Raw genomic sequence first — 25,962 nt, 5'->3', positions numbered from 1 at the left:
GAGTGCTCACGTCCGACAACATTAGCGGCACCGCGAAATGGATTTACCCCCGCCCGCAAAGTACGGGGGGCAAACCCCGCCCCACACCGACCATTCCCCCGCCGGATGCAATCAACGTCACATAACTGAAACACAAACCGCCCGCGACGGCCTCTGATTGCCCACGTGGACAACCCAACTCGCGGGCGGCGACCCCCTTACAGCGAAGCCAGCGCGTCGACCTCACGGGCGAAATGCGGGACGCCGGTGCCGACCGTCAACAACCCCGCCGACTTCAGCGCCTGGTACCCGCCGATCACATCGCTGGCCCGGTGCAACCCCAACTCCTGCAAGGCGGCCGCGGCCAAACTCGACGTGTACCCCTCCGAGCAGAAAATGATCCACTCCACATCGTGATCTACGGCGAGGGACAACCGTGCCGACGAGGTTGGATCCAGCCGCCATTCCAGGACATTCCGCTCGATCACCAGCGCGCCGGGCAGGGAGCCTTCGCGCACCCGCTGGGCGGCGGGCCGGATGTCGACCAGAATCGCGCCGCGCTCCAGCGCGGCGGCCACGTCGTACACATACACCCGGTCCAATCGCGCGCGCGCGTTCTCGAGCATCTGATCAATCGACAAACGGCTCATCACAGATCACCTTCGGGCTGGTCGGTGAGGACGGTTTTGGTTCGGCGCAGCGTGCCGTGGCCGGTCACTTCGTAATACGACATCGCCGACAACGGCGGGGAATAGGCGTGCACGCTCAAGGTGGGGTCCAGCGGGCCGACAGATTCGGCGGCGGCGGGGGCGCGCACCACGTCGTGCACCCAGCCGATCGGGAACGATGCCTGATCACCCGCGGCGAGCGTGCGCCTGCGTAACTCCGAACCATTCCAGCGGTATTCCGAGAGGGCGCCGCTGAGCACGGTCAACGCGCCGAGCGAGCCGGCGTGATCGTGCAAATCGGTGAATTTGCCCGGCGTCCAGCTGATCAGCCAGACATCGACCTCGTCGTCGTGGGAAAGGCGGACCGCCCAGCGTTCGTCGGCCGGCCAGATGCCGTCGGCGGGCAGGAGGTGGTCGAAGCGGCCGGAGAGCACGTCTTCGGCGCCTTCGTCGGTGAGTCGCAGCAGGTCAGCGGGACGCAACCGGGTCGGCAATGCCGAGGCGATCGCCCGGTCGAGCGGGGGCGTCGCGGAGTACTCGTCGCGTGCGGACGGAAGGGAAAGGACAGAAGAACGCATGAGCGCATCTCCAGGAGGTGAGAATCGGTCGAGGGAAAACGTCAGCCTCGAACGGTCGAGGCAGATTAGCCTCGACAACACTCCTGGGTGCTCACACGAAAGATCACGAGCGCTAGTTTAGCAGACACTACTTTTTGTTGCGCTCGTAGACATGGCGCAGGCCGGTCAGCGTGAGGTGCGGTACGTGCTGGTCGATCGTTTCCGACTCCGGCACGATCAGCGGTGCGCCCGCCCCCGTGGCGACGACGGTGACATCGGTGCCCGCGAACGCGTCGAATTCGTCGCGGATGCGGTCGACCAGCCCGTCGACCAGCCCGGCGAAGCCGAAAATCGCGCCGGACTGAATGCACTCCATGCTGTTCTTGCCCACCACCGAACGCGGCCGCGCCAGCTCGACGCGGCGCATCGCACTGCGTTCCACCAGCGCCTCGGCGGAGATCTCCACACCGGGCGCGATCACGCCGCCGAGGAATTCGCCCTTGGCCGAAACCAGGTCGACGCAGATCGCGGTGCCGAAATCGACCACGATCGCGGGCCCGCCGAAGCTACGGAAGGCGGCGAGGCAATTGACGATACGGTCGGCGCCGACTTCCTTCGGATTGTCGACCAGCAGCGGAATACCGGTTCGCACACCGGGTTCCACCAGCACATGCGGCACATGAGACCAGTAGCGCGCGAGCATGGCGCGCAGTTCGCGCAGCACCGGCGGCACGGTCGACAGCGCCGAGACGCCGACGATCTGGTCGAGGTCGTCGCCGACCAGGCCACGCACCTGCATCGCGAACTCGTCCGCGGTGATCAGCGGATTCGTGTGAATCCGCCAGTGCCGCACCAGCGTCGCGTGTTCACCGCTGCCGGAGAACAGGCCGAGCTCGATCCCCGTGTTGCGGACGTCGATCGTCAGCAGCATTGTCCTGGCTCCCCCGCCCGGCTCAGACGAACGACAGTGAACGCGGTGAGGTGAGGCCGGAGCCCTCCGGTGCGTGCGCGGGGTCGCTGCCCAGCTCCACCGGACGGTTGTGGTCGTCGACGAAGACCACCTTGGGGTCGTAGTCGCGGACCTCGGCCTCGTCCATCTGGCCGTAGGCGATGAGGATGACCAGGTCACCGGGGTGCACGAGGTGGGCGGCGGCACCGTTGATGCCGATCACGCCCGAACCGCGCTCGCCGGCGATCACATAGGTCTCGAGGCGGGCGCCGTTGTCGATGTCGACGATGCAGACCTGCTCACCCTCGAGCAGATCGGCGGCGTCGAGCAGGTCCTGGTCGACGGTCACCGAGCCGACATAGTGCAGGTCGGCATGGGTCACGGTGGCACGGTGGATCTTCGACTTCATCATGGTGCGCAACATCGTCGTCGCCTTTCAGTGCGCCTGCGAGGCAGGTAGGGAGTTCGCGTCGGGGTGCCCATCGATCTGGGCGCCGAGTACAACGGGAGCGTTGTCGATCAGGCGGGTGTCGCCGAGCTTGGCGGCGACGAGCAGGCGGGCGTTGCCCGCGGTGGGAGCCGGACCCAGGTTCGAGTCGCGCAGTTCGAGGTAGTCGACATCGAGGCCGTCGACCGCGTCGAGGACCGAGCGGGCGGTCTGGACAACCGCGTCCGGGCCGAGACCGGCGGCATGGCGGCCCGCGGCGAGTGCGGCCGACAGGGCGAGTGCCGACTCACGCTGGGTGGCGTCGAGGAAGCGGTTGCGCGAGGAGAGGGCGAGGCCGTCGGGCTCGCGGACCGTCGGGTAGGCGACGATCGTGGCGTCCATGTTCAGGTCGCGCACCATCTGCCGGATCAAGGTGAGCTGCTGGTAGTCCTTCTCACCGAAATACGCCTCGGAGGCGTGGGTGATGTTGAGCAGCTTCGCGACAACGGTGAGCATGCCCGCGAAATGCGTCGGCCTGCTGCCGCCTTCGAGCTCGGCACCGAGCGGGCCGGGCTGGATCGTGGTGCGCATGCCCTCCGGGTACATGTCGGAGACGGTCGGCGCGAAGACCAGGTCGACGCCCTCGGTCCGGAGCAGTTCGAGGTCGGCGTCGAGGGTGCGCGGATAGGCGTCGAGGTTCTCGTTCGCGCCGAACTGCAGGGGGTTGACGAAGATCGAGACGATCACGACCTGGTTGGCGAGCTTGGCCTGGCGGATGAGCGCCAGATGACCCTCGTGCAGCGCGCCCATGGTCGGCACGAAACCGACCGTGCGCCCGGCACCGCGCAGTGCCTTGGCGACGGTGTCGAGCACCTCGGGGTTGTGGTGCACGGTCAGGACGCCCGCCTTGAAGGCGCCGGTGGCGCGCGCGCCGCCCTGGTGGTGATGCACTTCTCGGGGTTCCATCAGTGGCCTTCCTTGGCGAGGAGCTCCAGCAGTGCCGGATCGGTTTGTGCGAGTTCGGCGGTGCGCAGCGAGTTGGCGCGGTAGGCCTCGGCCAGGCGGTCGTCGACCTGCGCGAGCGCGGCGAGGTGGGCGGCCACGGCAGCGACATCGCCGCGGGCGACCGGGCCGGTCAGCGCCGCCTGACCGCGGCGCAGTGCGTTGTCGAGGGCGGCCGAGGCGAGGGGGGCGAGCAGACGTGCGGGGAGGCCGCCGGGCTGATCGTCGACCAGCGGCTGGCCGAGCAGACCGGGGCCGGAGAGGGATTCGCGCAGGGCCGCGACGGCGTCGACGATGACCGTGACCAGGTGATTGCTGCCGTGGGCGAGAGCCGCGTGATAGAGCGAACGCTGGTCTTCCTCGACGCGGACCGGTTCGCCACCCATCTCGATCACCAGCGCCTGCGCGATGGCGTAACCGACCTCGTCGGCGGCGGTGACGCCGAAACAGGCGTTGGCCAGGCGCGCGATGTCCTCGTCGTGGCCGGTGAAGGTCATGGCGGGGTGGATCGCGAGGCCGAGCGCACCCTGTTTCGTCAGCGGCTCGAGAATCGCGACGCCGTTCGCACCGGAGGTGTGCACGACGATGGTGCCGGGGCGGACCACGTTCGCACCGGCGAGGCCGCGGACCAGACCGGCCAGTTCGGCGTCGGGAACCGCGAGCAGGAGTAGTTCACTGCGCTGAGCGATCTGCTCGATGGGCAGAACCTGGGCCTCGGGCAGTCGGGTACGGGCGCGATGCACCGAGGCGTCAGAGATCGCGGCGACACCGAAGACCACATGGCCGGTTCGCTCGAGCGCTACGCCGAGTGCGGAACCCACTCGTCCCGCCGAGACGATTCCTACCGTCAGTCGTGCGGGCGCTGGGTCAACACTCGTACTCGCGCCATCAGAGTTGACACTTCTCGAGGTCAACGTTGTCCTCTCGATTGCGTTCCAGTCCCGCGATGCGGGTACCAGACGTTACGGGTCGAGGATAGAGGGGTTTGTGGGCGAGACGCCATCACCCCCCACCGTGATCTAGCGCACGCCCTCCCCGCCTCTCCGCGTCTTCAGGCCAGATCTAGGTGGTGTGAACTGGGTGTTGGCGGCCGGCGGGCAGGTGGTGTGGTGCGTTTGCTCGTGCCCGGGGAGTTACCGATGTTCTTGCGAAATCAGTTGTTGGGTCAGCGGGTGGATTCTGATTCCAGGTTGGCCATGATGTCGGCCACCGATAGGCGGGTGGTGCCTTCGGTTTCGGCGCGGCGGCGTCGGCGGGAGCTGGTGCCGACCGACGGGGCCTTTTCGGGGCGGGTGGCCGGGGGTTGAGCGGGCTCCAGGTCGGCCGTGGCCGCGGGCGTCTGGGTGGGATCGGCTGCGGGTGCCGGAGTGGGTTCGGCGGTGGCGACCGGGACCGGGGTCGGCTCGGTGGCAGTGGGCTCGGCCGGAGCGGGGGTCGACGAATTGCCGTTGGAGGTGGGTTCGGTCGGGAGGACCGTATCCGTTACCTGGCGGGTGTTCGGCGAGGACAGGCGCGGCGGGGGTGTCTTTCCCGACGGGGTGGTCGGCGCGGCGGGCTGCGGTGTGGTGGTCGCCTGCTGGGTTTCGGCGTACTCGTCGAGCTGGATGGCCGAGGTTTCGGCGGTGACCGGGTCGTCGTAGGGGTCGGCGAAATTGGCCGAAACCGGTTGCATGAAGACGGGTTTCAGTGCGCTGGGCGGTTGCTGCCATGGACCGAACCAGGCGGCGGTGGCATCCTCGGGGCTAACGTCGAAATCGTGGTCTGGCTCGTCGAAGGCATTGAAGCCACCGGCCGGCAACGCGTCGATCCGCACAGCATCGGCCTGCAGCGCCGGTTGCTCGTCGGGTAGCGCGCCCTCGAAGAGGACCTGCAGATTCTGGCGAAGCAGGGTCAGCTCGGCGCGCAGTGCGGCGATTTCGGAGGAGTCGGCGCCGACTTCGGCCCGCACCCGCGCCTCGACACCCATCTCGTACTCACGACGGGCGTTGATCTCGCGCTCTAGCTGCAACTCGTACACCGTCTGAAGATCGCGCACCTTCGCCTTGTCGACGGCCGCGTCCTTGCGGTAACGGGTTGCCGCGAGCGCGCCGATCACCGCTGCCCACAGGGCTGCTACCAGGCCGATCCGAACGTACTGGACGTTTTCGCTGAAGATCAGGAAAACACTGGCCGTCAGACCGAGCAGAATGAGGAAACCGACGAAGAATTTTCCCGCGTCGTCCCGCCGTCGTCGGGGCGCCGTGCTGCGGGAGGGTGAAACCATGAGGGCCAGGGTAGCCGGAATCGGCTGGTCGGCCCACCAAAGTCCGCGGTGATTCCATTCGAAAATTGCTATGTAGTAGCGGGATCCTCGTGCGGGTCCTCGGGTGCCCGACAGCAATACTCCAGCCACAAAGCCGCAGCAACCAGGGCTGAACCAGCCAGCAGACCAACTACCGCACCCGGCGAATCGGCAGCAGCCGCGGTCACCGTCCCGCGCTGTGGGAAAACCCACAGCAGAAATCCCAGCCACACACCGGCAGCCAGCGAACCCACCTGCAGCGACGCCTTCGCCAGTGCCACACCCCTGGCGACGTTGATCGGATGCATCTGCCCCGAGCCGTCGCCGATCTGCTCATCGGCGATCTTGGCCTTGATCGCGAACCCGAGCGCCGCCTCGATCGCGGCGACCGGCAGCAGCGAGGCACCGGCGGCCACCGAGATCGCCGGGAAGCTGAAATAGGCGAACCGGGTGGCGACCCAGGCAACCGCGGCGGCCATCACCACGTTCAGCGCGAGGTCGAGTACCCGGGTGGGTTTCAGCACGAGCGGGCGCTTTCGTCGCCGAGCACCAGATCGGTGCGAACCACGCCGTCCTTTTCGGACGGGTCGAGTCCGGCGAGCAGTTCCGTGATCGGGCGGGCGACACCGTCGACGAGCAGATGCGCGGACGGTTCGACGGCCAGCCATGGGATGAGCACGAAGGCCCGGTTGTGGGCCTGCGGGTGCGGGAGGATCAGTGCGGGGTCGGTGACGCGGGCGATCGCCGTTCCGGTGTTGTCGGCGCACTGGACCACGTCGACGTCGAGGGTGCGCGCACCCCAGCGGATCTCGCGCACGCGGCCCGCCGCCTGCTCGAGCTCCTGACCGAAACGCAGCCAGGCGTAGTCGTCGAAGGCCGGATCTTCTGCGATGACAACAGCATTGAGGTAATCGTCTTGGTCGACGCCGCCCCACGGCGCGGTCGTGTAGACCGGCGAGACCGCCACAACCCGCTCCCCCAGCGCGGCGAGCACGCTGCGCAGATGCGCGAGCCGATCGCCCAGATTCGAGCCGATCGAGAGCACCGCGCGAGTCATCGCCGCGGCTCCGGGGCCAGCGTGCGATTCCGGGTGGCCACCACGCGCACGTCGGCGAACGTGTGCGGGATCGGCGCCGACGGCTTGTGCACGACCACCTCCACCGCCTCGATCCTCGGATCGGCCATCACGTCGTCGGCGATCTCGGAGACCACCGTTTCGATCAGATCGCGCGGCGGACCGGTCACGATGCGCACTGCCCGCTCGGCGAGCACGCCGTAGTCGACGGTGTCGGCGAGGTCGTCGGACGCGGCGGCCGCGGCGAAATCGACCCACACCGTCAGATCGACGACGAACTCCTGGCCGTCACGACGCTCGAAATCGAACACGCCGTGCCTGCCGAACGCGGTCAGCCCGCGCAACTCGATCCGCGACGACGCGGGCCTGCCCGCGGGCGGCGGCAGCAAAGGCGAGTTCATCGGATAGCTCCTCGGACGAGGTGAACCCCGTCGGCAGTCGGCTGGTCGGAACGGGCGGCAGCGGCGGTCACCGAGTGGCTCCTCGGGTGGCAGCGGCTCGCGATTGGGTGGCTCGGCGCCAGGCGTCGACGACGGTGATCGCGTCGAGCGAAGCGCGGACGTCGTGGACTCGCACGCCCCAGGCGCCGTGGGTGGCCGCGAGGGCGGACAGGGTGGCGGTGGCGGTTTCGCGGCCGTCCGGCGGCCGGGGGCCGGATTCATCGGCCAGGAGGGCGCCGAGGAAGCGTTTGCGGGAGGCGCCGATCAGGATCGGGAAGCCGCCTGCCACCAGTTCCGGGAGGGCGGCCAGGAGTTCCCAATTGTGTTCGGCGTTCTTGGCGAAACCCAGGCCGGGGTCGAGGATCAGCCGGTCCGGCGTCACGCCGGCGGCGACAGCCAGGTCGACCTGGGCGGTGAGTTCGGCGCCGACCTCGGCGACCACATCGTCGTAGTGGTCGGCGGGGCCGGTGTGCCGGTAGTCGGCGTCGGCCCGCCAGTGCATGAGGATCCACGGCACGCCGGCTTCGGCGACGACTTTCACCATGTTCGGGTCGGCGCGGCCGCCGGAGACATCGTTGACCACCGAGACGCCTGCCGCCAGCGCGGCCTCGGCGACCTCGGCGCGCATGGTGTCGACGCTGGTCGGCACACCCGCGGCGACCAGCCCGCGAATCACCGGAGCGACCCGAGCGGCCTCGGCGGCCGGATCGACCCGGTCGGCACCCGGCCTGGTGGATTCACCACCCACATCGACGATATCGGCGCCCGCCTCGTACAGCTCGACACCGTGCGCGATCGCGAGTTCTGGATCGAGGTACCGACCGCCGTCGGAGAAGGAATCAGCGGTCACATTGACGACTCCCATGACCACACACGAACGGTGGTCACGGGCGGTCACCAGTGGCTCGCTCATTTGCGCAGGATCAGGTCCAGCGCCTCGGCTCGCGAGGCGGAGTCGGTTTGCAGCTGGCCGCGCACCGCCGAGGTGGTGGTGCTGGCGCCGGGCTTGCGGATTCCCCGCATGGCCATGCACAGGTGCTCGGCCTCGATCACCACGATCGCGCCGCGCGGATCCAGCCTGCGCATCACCGCGTCGGCGATCTGGCTGGTCAGCCGCTCCTGCACCTGCGGGCGTTTGGCGTAGAGATCGACGACGCGGGCCAGCTTCGACAGGCCCGTCACCCGGCCGTGCGAGCCGGGGATGTAGCCGACGTGCGCGACGCCGTGGAACGAGACCAGGTGATGCTCACAGGTGGAGAACATCGGGATGTCGCGCACCAGCACAAGTTCCTGATGACCCTCGTCGAACGTGGTCGCCAGCACCGCGTCGGGCTCGGTGTAGAGCCCGGCGAACATCTCCCGGTAGGCGCGCGCCACCCGGGCGGGCGTGTCGAGCAGACCGGGGCGGTCCGGGTCCTCACCGACGGCGAGCAGCAGCTCACGCACCGCGTTCTCGGCGCGCGCCTGATCGAACGGCAAACCGGTCGCCAGCGCCGTCAGCACCGACGGACTCGTGGCACCCAGCTCACCTGCCGGATCGAGATCCTGCTTGTTGGCCGACAACTTCTCCGCACCTCCGTAATCCTTGCGGCTGGCGCCGCGGGTTCTCGGCCCTGTTCCCCGCCTCTTCCCTCCCTCCGGGTACTCCTTCGTCGCACCCTCCACTCAGTCCAGAGGCGGGCGGGCCGAGAACCAGAGCCGAAAATCCGGCGACTACCTGACATTCGAAAGCCGGGCGTAGTCCGAGAACCAGTGCCGAATGCCGAAGTTATCCGGCATTCGACGTTCGAGCGTAGTTGGCCACTGGTCAGTGGCGGCCGTTCGGCCCTTCCCAGTCCTTGTTCTCCGGATCGGCGTCACGCACGGGCGGCTGCGGCTGGGCACCCCACGGCTGGAAGCCGTCGCTGGCGTGCCGCGGCTGCTGCTGCTCGGGTCGACCCCAGGCACTGCCCTGGTCCTGTGGCGGCTGCTGCTGCGGCGGCTGCGGCTGTTGCTGCGGCGGCTGCTGTTGCGGTGCCTGCTGCTGCTCCTCGCGCGGCGGCCAGCCGGGAGCCGACCAACCGGCCGGTGCGCCGTAGTCGGGCCGCGAACCGTGCGTTCCCGACGGCCGGGGGAACGCCTGGGTCGGTGCGGCGGGCAGCGGGTAACCAGCCGCGGGCGGTGCCGGCTGGCCGTAAGGCTGACCCGGGTAGCCGTTGGGCTCCACCGGCGGCGCCCCATTGGGTACCGGCACCGGCGCGGGCTGCACCGGCGGCCACGGCTCGCCGCGCTCCACGGCCAACTCGCCCGGCGTCTTCACCGGCGGCTTGTCCGACGGGTGGCGGTCACCGAAATCGTTGAACGCGGTGATCCGCGGACGCTTCTCGACACCGGCCAGGACGGTCTCGAGATCCTTGCGGTGCAGCGTCTCGCGCTCGAGCAGCGCGGTAGCCAACGCGTCGAGCTGCTCGCGGTACTCGCTGAGGATCGACCACGCCTCGGTGTGCGCGGCCTCGATGAGGTTGCGCACCTCCTCGTCGATCTCGCGGGCGACCTCGTGCGAGTAGTCGGGCTGCACGCCCATCGAGCGGCCGAGGAACGGGTCGCCCTGCTCCTGGCCGTAGCGGACGGCACCGAGGCGGGCACTCATGCCGTACTCGGTGACCATGCCGCGGGCGATCTTGGTGGCCTGGTCGATATCGGAGGACGCGCCGGTGGTCGGCTCGTGGAACACCAGCTCCTCGGCGGCACGGCCACCCATCGCGAAGACCAGCCGGGAGATCATCTCCGAGCGGGTCATCAGGCCCTTGTCGTCCTCGGGCACCGTCATGGCGTGACCGCCGGTGCGGCCGCGGGCCAGGATGGTGACCTTGTAGACGGGCTCGATATCGGGCATCGCCCAGGCCGCCAGGGTGTGGCCGCCCTCGTGATAAGCCGTGATCTTCTTCTCGTGCTCGCTGATGATGCGACTCTTGCGGCGCGGGCCACCGATCACCCGGTCGACCGACTCCTCGAGCGATTCGCCGGTGATGACCGAACCGTTCTCGCGGGCGGTGAGCAGCGCGGCCTCGTTGATGACGTTGGCCAGATCGGCGCCCGACATTCCGACGGTCCGCTTGGCCAGACCCTCGAGGTCGGCTTCCTGCGAGATCGGCTTACCCGCCGAGTGCACCCGCAGGATCGCGCGACGACCGGCCAGGTCGGGATTGCCGACCGGGATCTGCCGGTCGAAACGGCCGGGACGCAGCAGCGCGGGGTCGAGGATGTCGGGCCGGTTGGTGGCCGCGATCAGGATGATGTTGGAGCGATCGCCGAAGCCGTCCATCTCGACCAGGAGCTGGTTGAGCGTCTGCTCGCGCTCGTCGTGACCGCCGCCGAGGCCGGCACCGCGCTGGCGGCCGACCGCGTCGATCTCGTCGACGAAGATGATGCACGGGCTGTTCTGCTTGGCCTGCTCGAACAGGTCGCGCACACGGGAGGCGCCGACACCGACGAACATCTCGACGAAGTCCGAACCGGAGATGGTGAAGAACGGCACCCCGGCCTCGCCCGCGACCGCGCGGGCCAGCAGCGTCTTACCGGTTCCTGGCGGCCCGTAGAGCAGCACGCCCTTGGGGATCTTCGCGCCGAGTGCCTGGTAACGAGCCGGATTCTGAAGGAAGTCCTTGATCTCGTAGAGCTCTTCGACGGCCTCGTCGGCACCGGCCACGTCCTGGAACGTGGTCTTCGGCATGTCCTTGGTCAGCAGCTTGGCTTTGGACTTACCGAAGCCCATCATTCCGCCACGGCCACCGCCCTGCATGCGCGACATCACGAAGATGAACAGGCCGACCAACAGCACCATCGGCACGATGAAAAGCAGCAGCTGGGAAAGCCAGCTCTCCTGCTTGACCACCGTGTCGTACGGCGCGCCGGACTTCTGCACGGCGTCGAGGATCTGCGCGGAGTTCTCCCCACCACTGGGGTACTTGGCGACGATCTTGGCGTTGTTGCTCGTGGCTTCGTTGCCGTTGTTCAGTTCGATGCGGAGCTGTTGCTCCTTGTCATCGATCTGCACATTCTTGACGTTCGCTTTGTCTTCGAGCTGGGTCAGCGCCACGGAAGTGTCGACACTCTCCCAGCCGCGCGTGTCATCGCTGAGAAAGCTGAACAGCCAGATCATGAGCATGATGCCCGAGATGATCGCCAAGGTGCGAAACACTGTCTTGCGGTTCATAGAGCGTCGGCCGGACGGCCCAGTCCTTTCCGGTTATTACTCCGGGTGTGCTAGCGAAGCGTCGAGATCGGCGGGTTTCGGATGCGGACATGCCACGTTACCGCGTACGGTCTAGTTCGATACATCGCGCAGTTCGGCTGCTGGTGCAGTTGCACTGATAAACGGCCGGAGAACGCAAGAGGTTCCCGAACGCTCCGACCGGGTTGTGGCAAGTGGCCACAATCATGTCATGCCCGCCTTATCGTGGGCCACGACACAACTACAGCGCATGGGGGTATTGAGATCGTCGAGCTACGAACACCCACAGCGATTCTGCGCCACGGCGGTGGACGGCTCGTCGTCCTCCGACCGGGTACCGACGGCGAACGTGTTCTCGACGTTCCCATTGCCGACCTGCTCAAGGTGCGCCTCAATCGGCGCGCCGACGAAGCGGTGGTGATCGAGATCTATCTGCGTTATCCCACGGCGGTCCTCACCGGGGTGCCCGCCGACCGCACTCCCCTTCCGGTGCTCATCGCCGAGCACGACGTGCCTGCCGCCCTCGGCATCGTCGACCGGATCAACGACCAGATCATGACGACCCAGCGCATCGACGTAGCCGCGCCGGATCTCACCCCACCCGCTCCCGAGTGGGGCAAGTCGGGGCCGACCCGCGCCGATGTCGAGCGCGCCGTGCGCCGCATGGCGCCGCGCAAGGACGCCCGATCGGCCGTCACCGCGCTGAACCGGTATGTCACCCCCGACGAATACGTCCTGGAAACGGCCATTGCCGTGGCCACCCCGCCCGCGGGATCGGGCACCGGCCTGATCGCGGCGACAACCTCGCGGGTGCTGTTCATCTCCATCGGCAGCGGCGACCGCTACGCCTTCGAACTATCGGTGGCCGCGATTCTCGGCGCCCGCACCGTCGAGGGCGCGCGCTCGGCGCCGGGCGAGGTCGATACGCGCCACGGTGGATCGGGCATCGACATCAACGACGGCAATCGCACCCTGCATTTCGCGGGCGTGGATCGCGCCGACACCGAGCGGGTCACCTGCGCGGTGAACTTCGCCGTCCGCAGGCAGGCCGCCGACGGTGCCGCAGGCCCTGCCGACCCGGGTGTCAACCAGCTCTACGCGGAGTGGGAATTACTGGTCGAGCGGCATTCGCTCGGCATGGTCGACGACACGCAATTCCAGCGCTACGGCCGCGGGATTCTGCGCAGCCTGTAATCGCCGGCGGCCGAACCGAATACTCAATTCGGTTCGGTCGCTTCGGTTTCCGCCTTCTGATCCGGCTCGTTGAGCTCGATACGGCGCCACGGGCTGGTGGGCCGGGTCCACAGGCGCACCAGTTCCATCCGCCGGTCGACGCCGCCGTTCTTCAGTTCCGCGAGGTCCTCGGTGGCCTGCCAGTAGGTCCAGCCGGTGAGGTAGGCGTCGCCGAACTGGCGCCAGTTGCGGTAGCGACGCTGCGCGGGGACCAGCGCGCGCATGCAGTATTCCCACGCCACGTCGGCGTCGATGTAACCCGCGGTGAATGCCATGCGGGCCACCGCGACGACGCGGGCCAGGTCCCAGGCGTGGATGTCGTTGGGTAGTGGGCGCGATAGATGGTCGGTGAAGCCGATCTTGATGGCCTGGGCCCAGATGTCGTAGTCGCGGACCAGCGCCTCGGGGTTGTCCATCCCCCGAAACGAACCGACCTGGCGGAGAAACGCGCGCTGCTTGTCGGCCCGCTCACCGAAACGGTCGCGCTCACTGGCATTGACCGAGGCCATCACCAGCGGATGCACCAGTGAATACAACGGTGCGTGCATGCCCTCTAACAGCTGCTCCATCGAGGCGCGGGCCTCGGTGCCGTCGGTGATACCCCAGGCACCGGTGAGGGTGTCGATGGCGAGTTCACGGCGGTCACCGAGCGGGTGCTCGCGTTCGGGGCCGAGCACCATCGCGTCGTGGAAGGCGTCCCAGCGCGTGGAGTAGAAGGCACCGAGGGCGAGTGCGCGCAGTTCGTCGTCGCTCACCCCCGCGCCCGACCAGTGATCTTCTTCGCGCTCATCTAGTTCCGGGTAGGGAAAAGTGGTCAGCGCTGGTACTCCCCTGGCAGCCATGCGGCCGAGTCTAGTGCGGTGACCGCGATCACGGGCGGCCTGCGAATCTCACGTGGGTTACGAGATTTTCAGATCCCCTTATTCTTCGCCTGTCGTGTCATGCCTCACAGGTCTATGGTTCTGACATGTGTAGAAATATCACCGTCTTGCGTGGTCTGGAGCCTGCCGCCACCGAGCAGGAGATCTACGCTGCCGCCTTGCAATATGTGCGCAAAGTCGGCGGCATCTCCGGCCTGAGTAGCGCCACCAAACCCGCCGTCGACAAAGCTGTCGCGGCCATCGCCGCGGCCACCACAGCGCTGCTGGCCGAGCTCCCCGATCGCCGGGTCCCGCCGCCCACCGAGCCGCCACTGCGCCGGATCGCGGCGCGCGAGAGTGAGGTTCAGGAAACGACATAGGTATCGCACCGACTTATTACTCTCGAGTAGGAACGCCGTCTCCTGTTGGTTGGGGCGCGCGCGATAGTCGGTGAGCTGAATTCTTGACAATGCGTGAGGAGCGACCGGTGAGCGAACTCGACAAGACCGCCTCGGTGATCGAAGTACACAATCCGGCAACGGGCGAACTCGCCGGTACCGTACCGGTCACCACGCCGGACGACGTGGCGGCCGCGGTGCGGGAACTGCGCCTTTACCAGCCCGAATGGGAGGCGATCGGACCGGCGGGCCGCAAGATGTGGCTGCTGAAGATGCAGGACTGGCTGATCGACAACACCGAGCACCTGGCCGCGGTGCTGCAGTCCGAGACCGCCAAGCCGCGCGTCGACGCGATCATCGATCCGGCGTTCGCGGTCGACATCCTCGGCTACTACGCACGCCGGGCGGGCAAGTTCCTCGCCGACGAGCACCCGTCCCCGCACAGCCCGCTCGCGCGGGTGAAGTCGCTGACCGTCGCCTACCGGCCCTATCCCGTGGTCGGGGTGATCACGCCGTGGAACTTCCCGCTCGCGATGCCGGCGATCGATGTGTTCCCCGCCCTTGCGGCCGGTGCCGCGGTGATCCTCAAGCCGTCGGAGGTGACGCCGCTGTCCGCGGTGGAGCTGGCCCGCGGCTGGGCCGAGATCGGTGCCCCGCCGGTGTTCAAGGTGGTCACCGGCGCGGGCGCGACCGGCGCGGCCGTCGTCGACAACGCCGACTACGTCCAGTTCACCGGTTCCACCGCGACCGGCCGCAAGATCGCGGCCACCTGCGCGGAGCGGATGGTGCCCTACAGCCTCGAGCTCGGCGGTAAGGATCCGGCGATCGTGCTCGCCGACGCCGACATCGACCGCGCCGCGCACGGCATCGCCTTCGGCGGCATGTTCAACGCCGGGCAGGTGTGTATCTCGGTCGAGCGGGTCTACGTCGAGGCACCGGTCTACGACGAGTTCGTCACGAAGCTGACCGCGGCGGTCGCCGCACTGCGCCAGGGCGCCGACGGTCGCGCATCGAAGAACGACGTCGGCGCGCTGGCCAACGAGAACCAGGTGCTGATCGTGCAGCGCCACGTCGACGAGGCGGTGGCGGCGGGCGCGCGGGTGACCACCGGCGGCAAACGCACCGGCGTCGGTACTTTCTTCGAGCCGACCGTGCTCGTCGATGTGGACCATTCGATGTCGTGTGTCGCCGAGGAGACCTTCGGCCCCACGCTGCCGGTGATGAAGGTGGCCGACGAGGCCGAGGCGATCCGGCTGGCCAACGACTCGATCTACGGCCTCTCGGCATCGGTCTGGACGGGCGACAAGGCGCGCGGCGAACGCGTGGCCAGGCAGTTGAACACGGGCGCGGTGAACATCAACGACGTGTTCTCGAACCTGTTCAATCCCGCGATGCCGATGGGCGGCTGGGGCCTATCCGGCGTCGGCGCGCGCTGGGGTGGCGCCTCTGGCCTGCGGAAATACTGTCGCGCGCAGGCGATGACGAAGCCGAAGCTGCCGACCATGGGCAAGGAATTGTTCTGGTACCCGTATGACATGAACAAGCTGGTGGTCGCGGTCGCCGCGATGCGGGCCGCCGGTGCGCGTGGGATGCGCCGGATCGACCTGCCGACGGTGCTGCGCCTCAAGAAGAGCGAGTAGCTGTTTTCCGGCTGCGACGCGCACTCGCTCGCAGCCGGATTCGTCGCTTCGAAACTCGTTTGTGATCAACGTCACCCCCTAACCGCCCCCGCGGCGAGCGCCGTGGTCAGCGGCACCTTTCGGCGTGCACGAGAGCGAGGCGGCGCGGCCCGCATTCGGGCAGCGAGTGTGAACGCCGACGCATTTTCGCTGGTCAGCCGCCCAGCTTCACTGCCGGTCCGCTCAACGGTCGATTGCCGTGAACAAAAGGCAATCCGATGGTGCAGCTCACCATGCCAGGCCATATGCTGTGCATTACCAACCTGGTGACTGTTTTGATCCACCTCCGCGAACTTCCTTGCCCGTTTTGGCTGGATTTTCCCGACCGATTCTGATAGCAAGGTGCTATGGACCCGCATTTGCGCGATCTGCGGTATTTCGTCGCCGTCGCTGAGGAACTGCATTTCACCAACGCCGCACAGCGGCTGCATATCGCTCAGCCGACGTTGTCACGCCAGATCCGCCAGCTCGAACGCCAGCTCGACGTGGTCCTGTTCGACCGCAACCAGCGAAGTGTCGCCCTGACCGTCGCCGGTAAGGAACTGCTCGAAGGCGCACGCAAGATCCTCGAGCTGTGGGAGGTGACCAACGTGTCCCTCCAGGAAGCCGGCGAGGTGCTGCGCGTCGGTATCCAGTCCGCGCTCGGCCGCGGTCTGCTCAACGACCTCGAGAGCGCGAGCGGTCACCGCCTCGCCCTGCACGCCGCGTCCTGGAACGACCCGTCCAGTGGCCTGGCCGGTCGACAGGCCGACCTATCGCTGGTGTGGCTGCCGTTGCCCGACCCCAACCGTTATCGCTGGCAGGTGCTGCGCACCGAGCCGCGCTGGGTGCTGCTGCCCGAGTCGCACCCGCTGGCCGAGCAGGACAGCATCGACTTCGCCGATCTGCTCGACGAGCCCTTCGTCGCGCTGCCAACCGAGGCGGGCGCGGTCCGCGACTTCTGGCTCGGCAACGATGCCCGTGGCGGCAAGGCGGCCAAGATCGGCGCCGAGGCGGCCACCCCCGAGGACAAGCTCGAGGCCGTGAGCCTCGGCCTCGGCGTGTGCCTGCTGGCCGAGAACAATGTGCCGATGTACCGCTGGCCCGGGCTGACCGCGCGTCCGGTCGCCGGTCTCACCCCGTGTGAGCTGGCGGTGGCGTGGCGGGCCGACGACACCCGCCCGACCATCCTGGAATTCGCCGCTCGCGCCGTCGACGGCGGCTTCTCCGAGCCGACGCCGCAGCCGCAGCCGATCGCGGTCTAAAGGACACAGGCGCTCCTCGACTGCGCATGGCCGGAGCGAAGTACGCCTAGTTCGACAGTTCCAATTGGGCGGCGAGGCCGAGCAAAGTGGCCTCGCTCCCCGGCGGACCCACCAGTTGCGCGGCCAACGGGGTGTGCGCCTCGGGGTGCGTGCCCATCGGCAGTGACGCCGCGGGCCAGCCGAGCAGATTCCACAGCCCGGTGAACGGCGCGTAGCGCGCCGAAGACACGACATTCGCGAGCCAACCGCGCCCGCTCCACTGCCTGGCCTTCGGCGGCGGCGCGGCGAGCGTCGGAGTGATCACCACGTCGAAGTCTTCGAAGAATTCGAGCAGTCTGGCTTCGGTCCGGTCGACCTGACTCGGGCGAACCAGGCCGAGACGCCGGATCACCCGGCCGAGCGCCAGATGACGCCGGGTGCGTTGCTGGAGTAGTTCGGGGTTCGCGAGCGTGTCGGCGTCGGCCAGACCCGCGCTCGGCCAGCGCAGCAGCAGCAACAGCGCCGCGTCGCCGTAGGGTAGCTCGACCGGTCGCACCTCGTGCCCGGCCACTGCCGCGCGCGCACCCGCGGTGCGCGCCGCCGCCGTCCAATGCCGATCCATGCGGACCAGTCGCGACGGCGGAGCCACGGCCAGTCCGATGCGTAGTCGCTGTGGCTTGCGTAGTTCGGCCAGGTCGGAGCGGCCCGCCAGCACCGAAAGCGCCAGTGCCGCGTCCGACACCGTCGTCGCGAGGACGCCGTTCTCGGCCAGTCCCGCCCAGGAGTCAGCGCCGATCTGCGAGGGCACGACGTGTCTACCCGGCTTGATTCCGAAAACTCCGCACGCCGCCGCGGGCACCCGGATCGAGCCGAGGCCGTCGTTGCCGTGCGCGATCGGGACGAGTCCGGCGGCCACCGCCGCGGCCGCGCCACCCGAGGATCCACCCGATGACCGGCCGACATCGCGTGGATTGCGCGTGACGCATCCTGCGGAGTCGGTACTCGCCCACATGCCGAGTTCGGGCATGGCCGTCAACCCGACAACGATCGCGCCCGCGGCCCGCAACCTGGCCACCACCGGGTGATCGACGCCGGCCGGCTCGGCGGAGGTGGCCGCCGAACCCGCGCGGGTCGGCTCCCCTGTCACCGCGATGTTCTGCTTCACCGCCACCGGCACACCGGCCAGCGGCAGCTCGTCGAGGTCTTGTCGGGCGGCGAGTTCGCGCGCTTCGGCTCTGGCCCGCTCGGCTCGCACCACCGTGAACGCGTTGATCTTGCGATTCTCCGAGGCGATGCGGGCGAGCGCGTCGGCGGTGACGTCGGCGGGCGTGATGGTGCCCGCGCGAACCCGGGCAGCCAGTGCCGCGGCGGGGCCGCCGATGGGGTATTCGTCGGCAGGAGGGCGGGACGAGTCCATCGTCACCTCAGCGTCCATTACGCCGTCGTCGTCGACGGACTCCCATGCTACCGCTGTGAGGTCTTCGTTCATCTGCGGATTCGCCCCCGTCGCATGGTCGTCGAAATTCGGGTGATCAGCTCTAGAGGCGCAAGTTATCATTTCAAGTACAGCTCTCCGGCGATGGCGGCGGGTGTGGCGGAATGAATTTCGCACCGATCCGCGCGAACACTTAGGTCGGTTGATGAGCGATAGCACCGGAAGCGGGGAACAACCCGACTCAACACCCGGTCGGGCCACGAATGTGCGCGTCGACATGGTCGAGGCGTTCGCCGCCGCGTGGGGCACGGCCGCCGCGCGCCCGCCCGAGATCGCCGAGTTCCTCCCCGACGCGGCCACCTTGCGCGCGCAGGCGCTGCACGAACTGATCCGGGTCGACCTGCGCCAGCGCTGGCTACATCACACGGGCACCGACATCGCACGCAAGCGGCTGATCAATTACTGCGCCGAGTTCCCCGAACTCGATCGCGCGACGCTGCCCGCCGGGCTGGTGTTCGAGGAATTCGTCATCCGCAGACACAGCGGCGAGCGCGTCGATCCGCGCGATTGTCTGCGCGAATACCCCGAGCAGGCGGCCAGTCTGCGCGGCCTGCTCAATACCGACGAGCTCGACCAGAGCACCCGCAGGGCCGACGATCTCGACGCCACGATGAACCAAACGCCGGACTCGACTCGTAGTATCGAGATGACCAGCCCACAGCTCGACCTCACCGCGACCGCCACGTCGGCCGCGACGGTCGCGCACTCCGGGCCCGGAGAGTTCGAGCCGCTCGACCGCATCGAAGTCGGCCAGCGCATCGGCGATTTCGAACTGCTCACCGGGCTCGGTGCCGGTGCGTTCGCGCGGGTCTTCCTGGCTCGGCAGACGTCGATGCAGCGTCTGGTCGCGGTGAAGATCTCCGCCGACCGCGGCACCGAACCCCAGACCCTGGCCCAACTCGACCACGACTACATCGTGCGCGTGTTCGACCAACGGCTGCTCGACACCGACTCGGCCCCCTCGGGTTCGCGTCGCCTTCGCCTGCTCTACATGCAGTTCCTGCCCGGCGGCACCCTGCTCGGCCTGCTGCGCTGGGTCCGCGAGACCCCACCCGCGCAGCGCAGCGGCAAACTGCTGCTCGACGCGGTGGACGCGGCCATGGCGGAGAAGGGCGAGATCCGCCCGACCGATTCGAGCGTGCGCTCCGAGATCGCCGCACTGAGCTGGCCGGAAACGGTCGCTTGGCTGGGCAGGCGGCTGGCCGAGGCCCTGGATTACGCGGCCGCGCACGGGGTCTTGCACCGCGATGTGAAACCGGCGAATGTGCTGCTCACCGCCGAGGGCGTCCCCAAGCTCGCCGACTTCAACATCAGTTTCAGCCGCACCGTCGCAGGCACCAGCCCGGTGGCCTACTTCGGCGGATCGCTGTCCTACATGTCGCCCGAACAGCTGGAGGCCTGTCACCCCGGCCTCGGCCGCACCGCCGCCGACCTCGACACCCGCAGCGATATCTTCTCCCTCGGCGTCGTCCTGTGGGAACTGCTGACCGGCGCGAAGCCGTTCGACGACAGCACCGCCGAAGCCGAGGGTCGTGGCGACGAAACCACCCTCGAGGCGATGCTCGAACGACGAACACTCGGCGTCGACCCGGCCGCGCTCGAGCGGGTTCCGGCGAACTGTCCCACTGCCCTGCGTCGCGTTCTGCTGACCTGCCTCGACCCGGACAGGTCGCGTCGCTGGGCCGACGGTGGCGTACTGGCCAAACAGTTCGACCTGTGCCTGGACGCCCGCGCCCGCGACCTCGTCGACCCGCCGCCGAAGAGCTGGCGGATGCAGTGGCGCAAGTGGCCGTTGCTGGTGATGATCCTGGCGATCGGCGTTCCCAACGCACTGGCATCCTGGTACAACATTGCGCACAATCAGAATCTGGTGGTGAGCCGGCTCAGTGAGACCGCCCAGCAATCGTTCGTCGTGATCACCGCCGGCGTGAACGTGGTCTTCTTCCCACTCGGTGCCGCGGTGCTCATCTACCTCGCCCGTTTCGTGCTCTCCGTGCCGCGCGGGCTTCGCCACGGACGCCGCTACGACCCAGAGATCCTGCGCCGCACCAGGCACGACACCCTGCGCATCGGCGACCGGGTCGTGATCGTCGTGTTCTCGCTGTGGGCGGTCTCAGGACTCACCTTCCCGATCGCACTGCAATTGGCCGCCGGTGATGTCCCCGTCCGCGCCGTGGTCCACTTCCTCGCATCCCTGCTGGTCTGCGGCGCGATAGCCGTCGCGTACCCGTTCTTCCTCGTGACGTACTACCTGGTCCGCTGCATCTACCCGATCTTCCTTCGGCACGGTGAGATCAGCACCGACGACAGCATCTGGCTGCGCGGGCTGAGCCGCCGCTGCACCTGGTACCTCGCGGTCGCGGCCTCGGTGCCCCTGCTCGCCGTAGCGGGTGTCACCTTCCTCCCGCCCGGCGATATCCCGGCCGTGATCGTCGCCGTTCGGGTCCTCTGCGTCGGCGGCATCTTCGCCTTCATCGCCTCCTACCTGCTGTTCCGGGCGCTCGAAGCCGACTTGAAAGCCCTGGAACGCGTAGTCGGCTGACTGATGCCGGCGCGGATGAACTTCCGTGCGTCGGCAGGCGGTCAGCAGATCGTGATGAACTATCGGCCGGGCGCGTCCGTACCACCGAGCGTGAGCTCAACACGTCTCAGCGAGGTGACCCGGCCCGCGCTCGATCGGACCGACGCCGCGCATCCGGAGGATCGGCGCGGTCTCGACCGGATCGAGGTCGGTCTGCGGATCGGGGACTTCGAGCTGCTCACAGAGCTGGGGGCGGGCGCGTTCGCCCGGGTTTTCCTGGCCCGCCAGCGGTCGATGCAGCGGCTTGTCGCGGTCAAGATCTCGGCGGATACCGGCACCGAACCACAGACGCTGGCCCAACTCGACCACGACTTCATCGTGCGCGTATTCGACCAGCAACTGCTCGACCAGCCCGCCGACGGGTCACCCCGGCTGCGGATGCTGTACATGGAGCTCGTCCCGGGGGGCACGCTGCTGGGCCTGCTGCGCTGGGTCCGCGCGAGCCCACCGACCGAGCGCACGGGTGAGCTCCTGCTCGACGCCGTCGACGCGGCGATGGAGGAGAAGGGCGAGATCCGCCCGGCCGACTCGGCCGTGCGCGCCGAGATCGCGCGGCTGAGCTGGCCGGAGACAGTCGCGTGGCTGGGCAGCAGACTGGCCGCCGCCCTGCATCACGCGGCCGACAACGGCGTACTTCATCGGGACGTGAAACCGGCCAATGTACTGCTCACCGCCGAGGGCGTGCCGAAACTGGCCGACTTCAACATCAGCTTCAGCCGCTCGGTACCCGACGCGAGCCCGACGTCGTACTTCGGTGGGTCACTGGCATACATGTCACCCGAGCAGCTCGAAGCCGGTCACCCTCGAAACGACCGCACCGCCGCCGACCTCGACACGCGCGCCGACATCTACTCTCTCGGCGTACTGCTGTGGGAACTGCTGACCGGCGTGAAACCGTTCGACGACACGACCGTCCCCGACAGCGACCGGCACACCGAGCTCGGACTGGACGCCGCGCTGGAGCGGCGCGCAGCGGGTATCGCCCCGGCAGCCCTTGACCTGGTGCCCGCTGACTGCCCGGCTGCGTTACAGCGAGTGCTGCTCACCTGTCTGGCCGCCGATCGTGCCGACCGTTGGGACGACGGCGACATGCTGGCCGCGCAGCTCGACCTCTGCCTCGACCCGCACGCTCGCGACCTGACCGATCCACCACCCGGCAGCTGGCGAATCCGCTTGCAGCCGTATCTGTTTCCGCTTCTGGCGCTGTCGATCGCGCTCCCGAATCTGATCGCCGCCTACTACCAGCGCCAGCTGAATACGGCGCTGATCCATAGCGGACTCGCCCCCGAGACCGGGGCGACCCAGCGGGCCGTCTCCAATATCGCGAATCTGGTCTTCTTCTCCGCCGGCGCCGTGGTCCTGATCTACCAGGGGCGTCGGCTGCTGACCATCCCGCGCCGAATACGCACCGGAAGCCGCTGCGACCCCGCCACCCTCGACCGGGCCCGCCAAGACTGTCTGCGGCTGGGCCATCAGGCCGTCGTGGTGGTGTCGGCGCTGTGGCTCGCCGCCGCCGCGCTCTACGCGATCACCCTTCGAATAGTCGACGGGGCACTGCCCGTGCACACCGCGTTGCACCTACTGCTGGTCGGGGTGATCTGCGCGGCCATGGCGATGACGTACCCGTTCTTCCTGATCACCATGTATCTGGTGCGCTGCGTGTATCCGGCGTTACTGCGGCACGGTCGCTACTTCCGCGATGACCGGCGGTTGCTGGCGACGCTGGCCAGGCGCTGCCGGCGCTATCTCGTCATCGCCGCATCGATCCCGCTGTTGGTGGTGGCCAGCGCGACCTTTCTGCCGATGCCGGACCTGCTGAGGACGCTCACCCCGCTCCGCACGATCTGTGTGGGCGGGGCGATCGGGTTCGTCGCGTCCTACGTGTTGTTCCGGATCATCGAGGCCGACCTCGGTGCCCTGGCAAGGTGGTCGGTTCGCGGCGAGTGGGTCAGGAATAGACCTTCGGGTCCAAAGTCCCGATGAACGGCAGGTCGCGGTAGCGCTCGGCGTAGTCGAGGCCGTAGCCGACGACGAATTCGTTGGGGATGTCGAAGCCGACAAGGGCGACGTCGACGGGGGTGCGCAAGGCATCGGGCTTGCGGAGCAGGGTGACTACTTCCAGCGAGGCCGGGTTGCGGGTGGACAGGTTGCGCTTGAGCCAGGACAGGGTCAGACCCGAGTCGATGATGTCCTCGACGATCAGGACGTTGCGGCCCGCGATGTCCTTGTCCAGGTCCTTCATGATCCGCACGACGCCCGAGGACGAGGTGGACGACCCGTAGGACGACACGGCCATGAATTCGAGCTGGGTGGGAATCGGCAGCGCCCTGGCGAAGTCGGTCATGAAGAAGATCGCGCCCTTGAGGACGCAGATCAGCAGGAGGTCGCCTTCGGGGGAATCGGGCGGGTATCGCTTGGCGACGAGCTCGGCCAGTTCCTCGATCTTGGCTTTGATCTCGTCTTCGGTGATCAGCACCGATGCGATGTCGTCTCCGTACACGGAAGTGGGTGTCCCTTCGTGGCATCAAATGCGCGGCTGTGCTCGCACCGCCAGCGTGCCATGTTCACGCGTCACCACCAACCTGTGGTCCCTCGATCCGCCTCCCACAGCCACCCCGCCCTGTCCACGCCAATTACTCACCAGCTCGTCGATCGCCTGCAAATGGGCATTCATGAGCCCGGCGATCCCCTGATCGGCGAGCCAGAGTCGTACGGCCCGGCGACGCAGTGCTCCGGGTGCAGTGGCAAGGATCTCGGTCGAGAGAGCGGGTCGATCGTTGTCGTCGACGCCACTGCGCGTCGCTGAGCCGGACCGGTCGCCCGTGCCGGGTCCGCGCGCCACCGTGTCGTCGGACCGATCGCCGCTCGCGCCTGGTCTGGGCACAGCAGCGGAGTCGGGCGACCGGCCGTACCTGCGTGCCGCGCGAAACAGCTCGTCGGCGTAGGCATCGAGGACCGCCCCATCCGCACGGAGCTGATCGGCGGTGCGAACCAGCGCCTTGGCCACGCCGCCACCCAACACCTCCTCGAGCAGCGGCAGCACTTCATTACGCACGCGCACCCGGGTGTACCTGAGGTCCGCGTTGTGTGGGTCGTCCCACGGTTCGATCCCGAGATCCGCGCACATCTGCACCGTCTGCGCCCGCCGCACCCCGAGCAACGGACGCCCCCAGGGCGAATTCCACGCCACCATCCCCTGAATAGACCGACTACCGGACCCGCGAGCCAATCCGAGCAACACCGTCTCGGCCTGATCATCGAGCGTGTGCCCGAGCAACACCGGCCGCCCGTCGCGCACCGAATCCAACGCCGCATACCGAGCCGCCCGAGCCGCCGCCTCCACACCCCCCTCGCGCCCCACCTCGACGGGCACAACCATCGCCCCAACGCACCCGAGCCCCATCGCTTGCTCAGCCGCCCGAGCGGCCACCTCGCCAGACCCCTCCTGCAACCGGTGATCGACGACCACCGCGGTCACCTCACCCGCCTCGACAACAGCGGCAGCCACCAAAGCCAGCGAATCAGCCCCACCGGACAACCCGACGACGACCGGCCCACGCCCGCCCTGCCCCGCAACCCATTCCCGCACACCCCGCCGCACAGCGAGCACCGCAGGCGTCTCCGGCAGGCGAATCTCACGAGACGATGTCGGCAGCCGCGGTCCACCACCAGATCGCCCGGCACTACCGCGCCCGTCCGCGTGAGTCATCTGTGCAGGCTACCGAGGCCGACGACGGACCACCGTGAGTACATGGGCCGCTCACCGGGCAGGGGCTGACTCACCGCGACGAACACTGACGCAGCCGAGTCCGGCGTACAACGCTGGGAGGCGGAAACGCCTACCCGAGTACCCGGCGAATCCATCGCTCCGGATCGTCGACCTCGTCCAGCAACGGCAGCGTGTCCGCGTTCGTCCACACCGTGTTGAACTCCGCGACCCCCACCCGCTCGACCACCGCGTCCACGAACTTCTTGCCTCGGACGTACTGCGCGACCTTCGCATCCACCCCGAGCAGCGCCCTGAGTAACCGCTGAATCGGATTCGACGGCCGCTGCCTGCGCCGATCGAAGGCCGCCCGGATATCGGCGACAGTCGGCACCACGGCCGGTCCCACCGCGTCCATCACATGATCGGCGTGCCCCTCGAGCAGCGTGCCGAGCATCAACAGCCGATCGAGCGCCTCTCGCTGCGGGGGCGCCTGGGCCGCACGCAACAGCCCGACCACGCCACGGCTGTTCGGATCGTCGGCGTTGTCACCATTGCGCCGAGCCCGCACCTCACCGACCAACCGGGTGAGCATCTCGCTCATCGGCTCCTCGCCGACCTCGCTCATGATGTCCACATTGGTGCGCATATACCCGGCCAGCCAGGGCGCCGACGAGAACTGCACCCGGTGGGTCACCTCGTGCAGGCACACCCACAACCGGAAGTCGCTCGGATCGACGCCGAGCGCCCGTTCGACACCGAGAATATTGGGCGCGACCAGCAGCAAGGTGCCGTCCTCGCCGGTGAACGGGTCGTACTGCCCGAGAATCGCGGTGGACAGGAACGCCAGCATCGTCCCGGCCTGGACGCCCGCGGGTTTCCCGACGAGCTTGCCGCCGTCGGCGGAATCGATGCCGGTGAGCACAGCCATCGAATCGGCGGCCGCGGAGATCCACCCCGGCCGGTCGACGATCCGTGCCTCCGGCACCGGCCGATCGTCGAGCAACCCGCTGACCTCACGCACCGGCAGTTCGGCCAGCACCGAGGCCGACGCCAACTCGGCGACGACCTGCTCCGCCGTCGCCCTGGACACGCGCGGCCCGGAGGGCGCCAGCAGCGCCCCGGTCCGCGCGGCCAGCCGCCAATCCACCGTTCCGCTGAATCCGGAACTCTTGCGTTCGGTCTTGTCGGTCATC

24 protein-coding genes are annotated in these 25,962 nt (G+C 68.1%); 6 read left to right on the top strand and 18 right to left on the bottom strand.

The window, feature by feature from the left end; translation table 11 throughout:
- Nucleotides 1–197 precede the first annotated feature (197 nt).
- The 13 genes from ACFWO8_RS24215 to ftsH form a co-directional block, all read right to left on the bottom strand.
- Entirely contained in the window at nt 198–620 is a 423-nt protein-coding gene (locus ACFWO8_RS24215; protein WP_378962798.1) for a rhodanese-like domain-containing protein, read from the bottom strand.
- 8 nt (nt 621–628) lie between these two features.
- The gene (locus ACFWO8_RS24210) at nt 629–1,225 is read right to left on the bottom strand and encodes a cysteine dioxygenase (RefSeq protein WP_378962521.1); all 597 of its coding nucleotides are present in this window, start codon (nt 1,223–1,225) and stop codon (nt 629–631) included.
- Between the two features lie 127 nt (nt 1,226–1,352).
- Nucleotides 1,353–2,135: a type III pantothenate kinase gene (locus tag ACFWO8_RS24205; protein WP_378962517.1), complete on the bottom strand. Its 783-nt coding sequence runs from the start codon at nt 2,133–2,135 to the stop codon at nt 1,353–1,355.
- 22 nt (nt 2,136–2,157) lie between these two features.
- Complete coding sequence (panD, locus tag ACFWO8_RS24200; RefSeq protein WP_056819033.1) at nt 2,158–2,577, bottom strand: aspartate 1-decarboxylase; 420 nt, start codon at nt 2,575–2,577, stop codon at nt 2,158–2,160.
- A 12-nt stretch (nt 2,578–2,589) separates the two neighbouring features.
- A complete protein-coding gene (gene panC / locus ACFWO8_RS24195) occupies nt 2,590–3,546 on the bottom strand; it encodes a pantoate--beta-alanine ligase (RefSeq protein ID WP_378962505.1) in 957 nt (318 codons plus the stop codon).
- Nucleotides 3,546–4,496 carry a Rossmann-like and DUF2520 domain-containing protein gene (locus ACFWO8_RS24190; protein WP_378962490.1) on the bottom strand — a complete coding sequence of 317 codons (951 nt, stop codon included), beginning with the start codon at nt 4,494–4,496 and terminating at the stop codon, nt 3,546–3,548. Before ACFWO8_RS24190 ends, panC begins: the two co-directional genes overlap by 1 nt.
- Before the next feature lie 251 nt (nt 4,497–4,747).
- Nucleotides 4,748–5,845: a DUF6779 domain-containing protein gene (locus ACFWO8_RS24185; protein ID WP_378962485.1), complete on the bottom strand. Its 1,098-nt coding sequence runs from the start codon at nt 5,843–5,845 to the stop codon at nt 4,748–4,750.
- Nucleotides 5,846–5,913: 68 nt separating this feature from the next.
- Complete coding sequence (locus ACFWO8_RS24180; protein ID WP_378962478.1) at nt 5,914–6,387, bottom strand: DUF3180 domain-containing protein; 474 nt, start codon at nt 6,385–6,387, stop codon at nt 5,914–5,916.
- A complete protein-coding gene (folK, locus tag ACFWO8_RS24175; protein ID WP_378962471.1) occupies nt 6,381–6,920 on the bottom strand; it encodes a 2-amino-4-hydroxy-6-hydroxymethyldihydropteridine diphosphokinase in 540 nt (179 codons plus the stop codon). The genes ACFWO8_RS24180 and folK overlap by 7 nt, the downstream gene beginning before the upstream one ends.
- On the bottom strand, nt 6,917–7,339 hold the full coding sequence (gene folB / locus ACFWO8_RS24170) for a dihydroneopterin aldolase (protein ID WP_378962465.1): 423 nt from the start codon (nt 7,337–7,339) through the stop codon (nt 6,917–6,919). The genes folK and folB overlap by 4 nt, the downstream gene beginning before the upstream one ends.
- 67 nt (nt 7,340–7,406) lie before the next feature.
- Nucleotides 7,407–8,291 carry a dihydropteroate synthase gene (gene folP / locus ACFWO8_RS24165; RefSeq protein WP_378962456.1) on the bottom strand — a complete coding sequence of 295 codons (885 nt, stop codon included), beginning with the start codon at nt 8,289–8,291 and terminating at the stop codon, nt 7,407–7,409.
- Entirely contained in the window at nt 8,288–8,902 is a 615-nt protein-coding gene (folE, locus tag ACFWO8_RS24160; RefSeq protein WP_378962794.1) for a GTP cyclohydrolase I FolE, read from the bottom strand. Before folE ends, folP begins: the two co-directional genes overlap by 4 nt.
- A gap of 283 nt (nt 8,903–9,185) precedes the next feature.
- Nucleotides 9,186–11,573 (bottom strand): ATP-dependent zinc metalloprotease FtsH, encoded by a 2,388-nt coding sequence (gene ftsH / locus ACFWO8_RS24155; RefSeq protein ID WP_378962448.1) that lies wholly within the window; start codon nt 11,571–11,573, stop codon nt 9,186–9,188.
- A gap of 243 nt (nt 11,574–11,816) precedes the next feature.
- Here ftsH and ACFWO8_RS24150 point away from each other — a divergent pair, with 243 nt between their 5' ends.
- Entirely contained in the window at nt 11,817–12,785 is a 969-nt protein-coding gene (locus ACFWO8_RS24150) for a hypothetical protein (RefSeq protein ID WP_378962435.1), read from the top strand.
- A gap of 23 nt (nt 12,786–12,808) precedes the next feature.
- On the opposite strand, the gene ACFWO8_RS24145 is transcribed toward ACFWO8_RS24150, so the two are convergent.
- On the bottom strand, nt 12,809–13,666 hold the full coding sequence (locus ACFWO8_RS24145; RefSeq protein ID WP_378962431.1) for a DUF1266 domain-containing protein: 858 nt from the start codon (nt 13,664–13,666) through the stop codon (nt 12,809–12,811).
- Between the two features lie 125 nt (nt 13,667–13,791).
- Here ACFWO8_RS24145 and ACFWO8_RS24140 point away from each other — a divergent pair, with 125 nt between their 5' ends.
- The 3 genes from ACFWO8_RS24140 to ACFWO8_RS24130 all read left to right on the top strand — a co-directional run bounded on the left by ACFWO8_RS24140 (nt 13,792) and on the right by ACFWO8_RS24130 (nt 17,005).
- Nucleotides 13,792–14,064 (top strand): DUF2277 domain-containing protein, encoded by a 273-nt coding sequence (locus ACFWO8_RS24140; RefSeq protein WP_378962427.1) that lies wholly within the window; start codon nt 13,792–13,794, stop codon nt 14,062–14,064.
- Nucleotides 14,065–14,171: 107 nt separating this feature from the next.
- Nucleotides 14,172–15,722 carry an aldehyde dehydrogenase family protein gene (locus ACFWO8_RS24135; protein ID WP_378962422.1) on the top strand — a complete coding sequence of 517 codons (1,551 nt, stop codon included), beginning with the start codon at nt 14,172–14,174 and terminating at the stop codon, nt 15,720–15,722.
- A gap of 386 nt (nt 15,723–16,108) precedes the next feature.
- A complete protein-coding gene (locus ACFWO8_RS24130; protein WP_378962416.1) occupies nt 16,109–17,005 on the top strand; it encodes a LysR family transcriptional regulator in 897 nt (298 codons plus the stop codon).
- Between the two features lie 46 nt (nt 17,006–17,051).
- Here ACFWO8_RS24130 and ACFWO8_RS24125 read toward each other — a convergent pair whose 3' ends face one another.
- Nucleotides 17,052–18,401, bottom strand: coding sequence for an amidase (locus ACFWO8_RS24125; protein ID WP_378962785.1), 1,350 nt, complete (start codon nt 18,399–18,401; stop codon nt 17,052–17,054).
- Between the two features lie 223 nt (nt 18,402–18,624).
- Between ACFWO8_RS24125 and ACFWO8_RS24120 the strand changes: the two genes are divergently transcribed.
- Together ACFWO8_RS24120 and ACFWO8_RS24115 are read left to right on the top strand one after the other, a co-directional pair.
- On the top strand, nt 18,625–21,021 hold the full coding sequence (locus ACFWO8_RS24120) for a protein kinase (RefSeq protein WP_378962406.1): 2,397 nt from the start codon (nt 18,625–18,627) through the stop codon (nt 21,019–21,021).
- Nucleotides 21,022–21,111: 90 nt separating this feature from the next.
- On the top strand, nt 21,112–23,043 hold the full coding sequence (locus tag ACFWO8_RS24115; RefSeq protein WP_378962390.1) for a serine/threonine-protein kinase: 1,932 nt from the start codon (nt 21,112–21,114) through the stop codon (nt 23,041–23,043).
- Here ACFWO8_RS24115 and hpt read toward each other — a convergent pair.
- The 3 genes from hpt to ACFWO8_RS24100 form a co-directional block, all read right to left on the bottom strand.
- Nucleotides 23,009–23,560, bottom strand: a complete 552-nt coding sequence (gene hpt / locus ACFWO8_RS24110) for a hypoxanthine phosphoribosyltransferase (RefSeq protein ID WP_378962379.1) — start codon at nt 23,558–23,560, stop codon at nt 23,009–23,011. The genes ACFWO8_RS24115 and hpt overlap by 35 nt on opposite strands.
- 24 nt (nt 23,561–23,584) lie before the next feature.
- Complete coding sequence (gene tilS, locus ACFWO8_RS24105; RefSeq protein ID WP_378962770.1) at nt 23,585–24,694, bottom strand: tRNA lysidine(34) synthetase TilS; 1,110 nt, start codon at nt 24,692–24,694, stop codon at nt 23,585–23,587.
- 205 nt (nt 24,695–24,899) lie between these two features.
- Nucleotides 24,900–25,961, bottom strand: coding sequence for a zinc-dependent metalloprotease (locus ACFWO8_RS24100; protein WP_378962367.1), 1,062 nt, complete (start codon nt 25,959–25,961; stop codon nt 24,900–24,902).
- Between the last annotated feature and the right edge of the window lies 1 nt (nt 25,962).

The organism is Nocardia sp. NPDC058480 (genome assembly GCF_042720495.1).
Classification (GTDB): domain Bacteria; phylum Actinomycetota; class Actinomycetes; order Mycobacteriales; family Mycobacteriaceae; genus Nocardia.
This window is presented reverse-complemented; position numbering and strand designations above follow the sequence as displayed.

Excerpts from the sequence above, each read along its gene's own strand:
- ACFWO8_RS24210 (WP_378962521.1), bottom strand. The coding sequence starts at position 1,225 with ATGCGTTCTTCTGTCCTTTCCCTTCCGTCCGCACGCGACGAGTACTCC.
- ACFWO8_RS24205 (WP_378962517.1), bottom strand. The coding sequence starts at position 2,135 with ATGCTGCTGACGATCGACGTCCGCAACACGGGGATCGAGCTCGGCCTG.
- panD (WP_056819033.1), bottom strand. The coding sequence starts at position 2,577 with ATGTTGCGCACCATGATGAAGTCGAAGATCCACCGTGCCACCGTGACC.
- panC (WP_378962505.1), bottom strand. The coding sequence starts at position 3,546 with ATGGAACCCCGAGAAGTGCATCACCACCAGGGCGGCGCGCGCGCCACC.
- ACFWO8_RS24185 (WP_378962485.1), bottom strand. The coding sequence starts at position 5,845 with ATGGTTTCACCCTCCCGCAGCACGGCGCCCCGACGACGGCGGGACGAC.
- folK (WP_378962471.1), bottom strand. The coding sequence starts at position 6,920 with ATGACTCGCGCGGTGCTCTCGATCGGCTCGAATCTGGGCGATCGGCTC.
- folB (WP_378962465.1), bottom strand. The coding sequence starts at position 7,339 with ATGAACTCGCCTTTGCTGCCGCCGCCCGCGGGCAGGCCCGCGTCGTCG.
- folP (WP_378962456.1), bottom strand. The coding sequence starts at position 8,291 with ATGAGCGAGCCACTGGTGACCGCCCGTGACCACCGTTCGTGTGTGGTC.
- ftsH (WP_378962448.1), bottom strand. The coding sequence starts at position 11,573 with ATGAACCGCAAGACAGTGTTTCGCACCTTGGCGATCATCTCGGGCATC.
- ACFWO8_RS24145 (WP_378962431.1), bottom strand. The coding sequence starts at position 13,666 with ATGGCTGCCAGGGGAGTACCAGCGCTGACCACTTTTCCCTACCCGGAA.
- ACFWO8_RS24140 (WP_378962427.1), top strand. The coding sequence starts at position 13,792 with ATGTGTAGAAATATCACCGTCTTGCGTGGTCTGGAGCCTGCCGCCACC.
- ACFWO8_RS24130 (WP_378962416.1), top strand. The coding sequence starts at position 16,109 with ATGGACCCGCATTTGCGCGATCTGCGGTATTTCGTCGCCGTCGCTGAG.
- ACFWO8_RS24125 (WP_378962785.1), bottom strand. The coding sequence starts at position 18,401 with ATGGACTCGTCCCGCCCTCCTGCCGACGAATACCCCATCGGCGGCCCC.
- ACFWO8_RS24120 (WP_378962406.1), top strand. The coding sequence starts at position 18,625 with ATGAGCGATAGCACCGGAAGCGGGGAACAACCCGACTCAACACCCGGT.
- ACFWO8_RS24100 (WP_378962367.1), bottom strand. The coding sequence starts at position 25,961 with ATGACCGACAAGACCGAACGCAAGAGTTCCGGATTCAGCGGAACGGTG.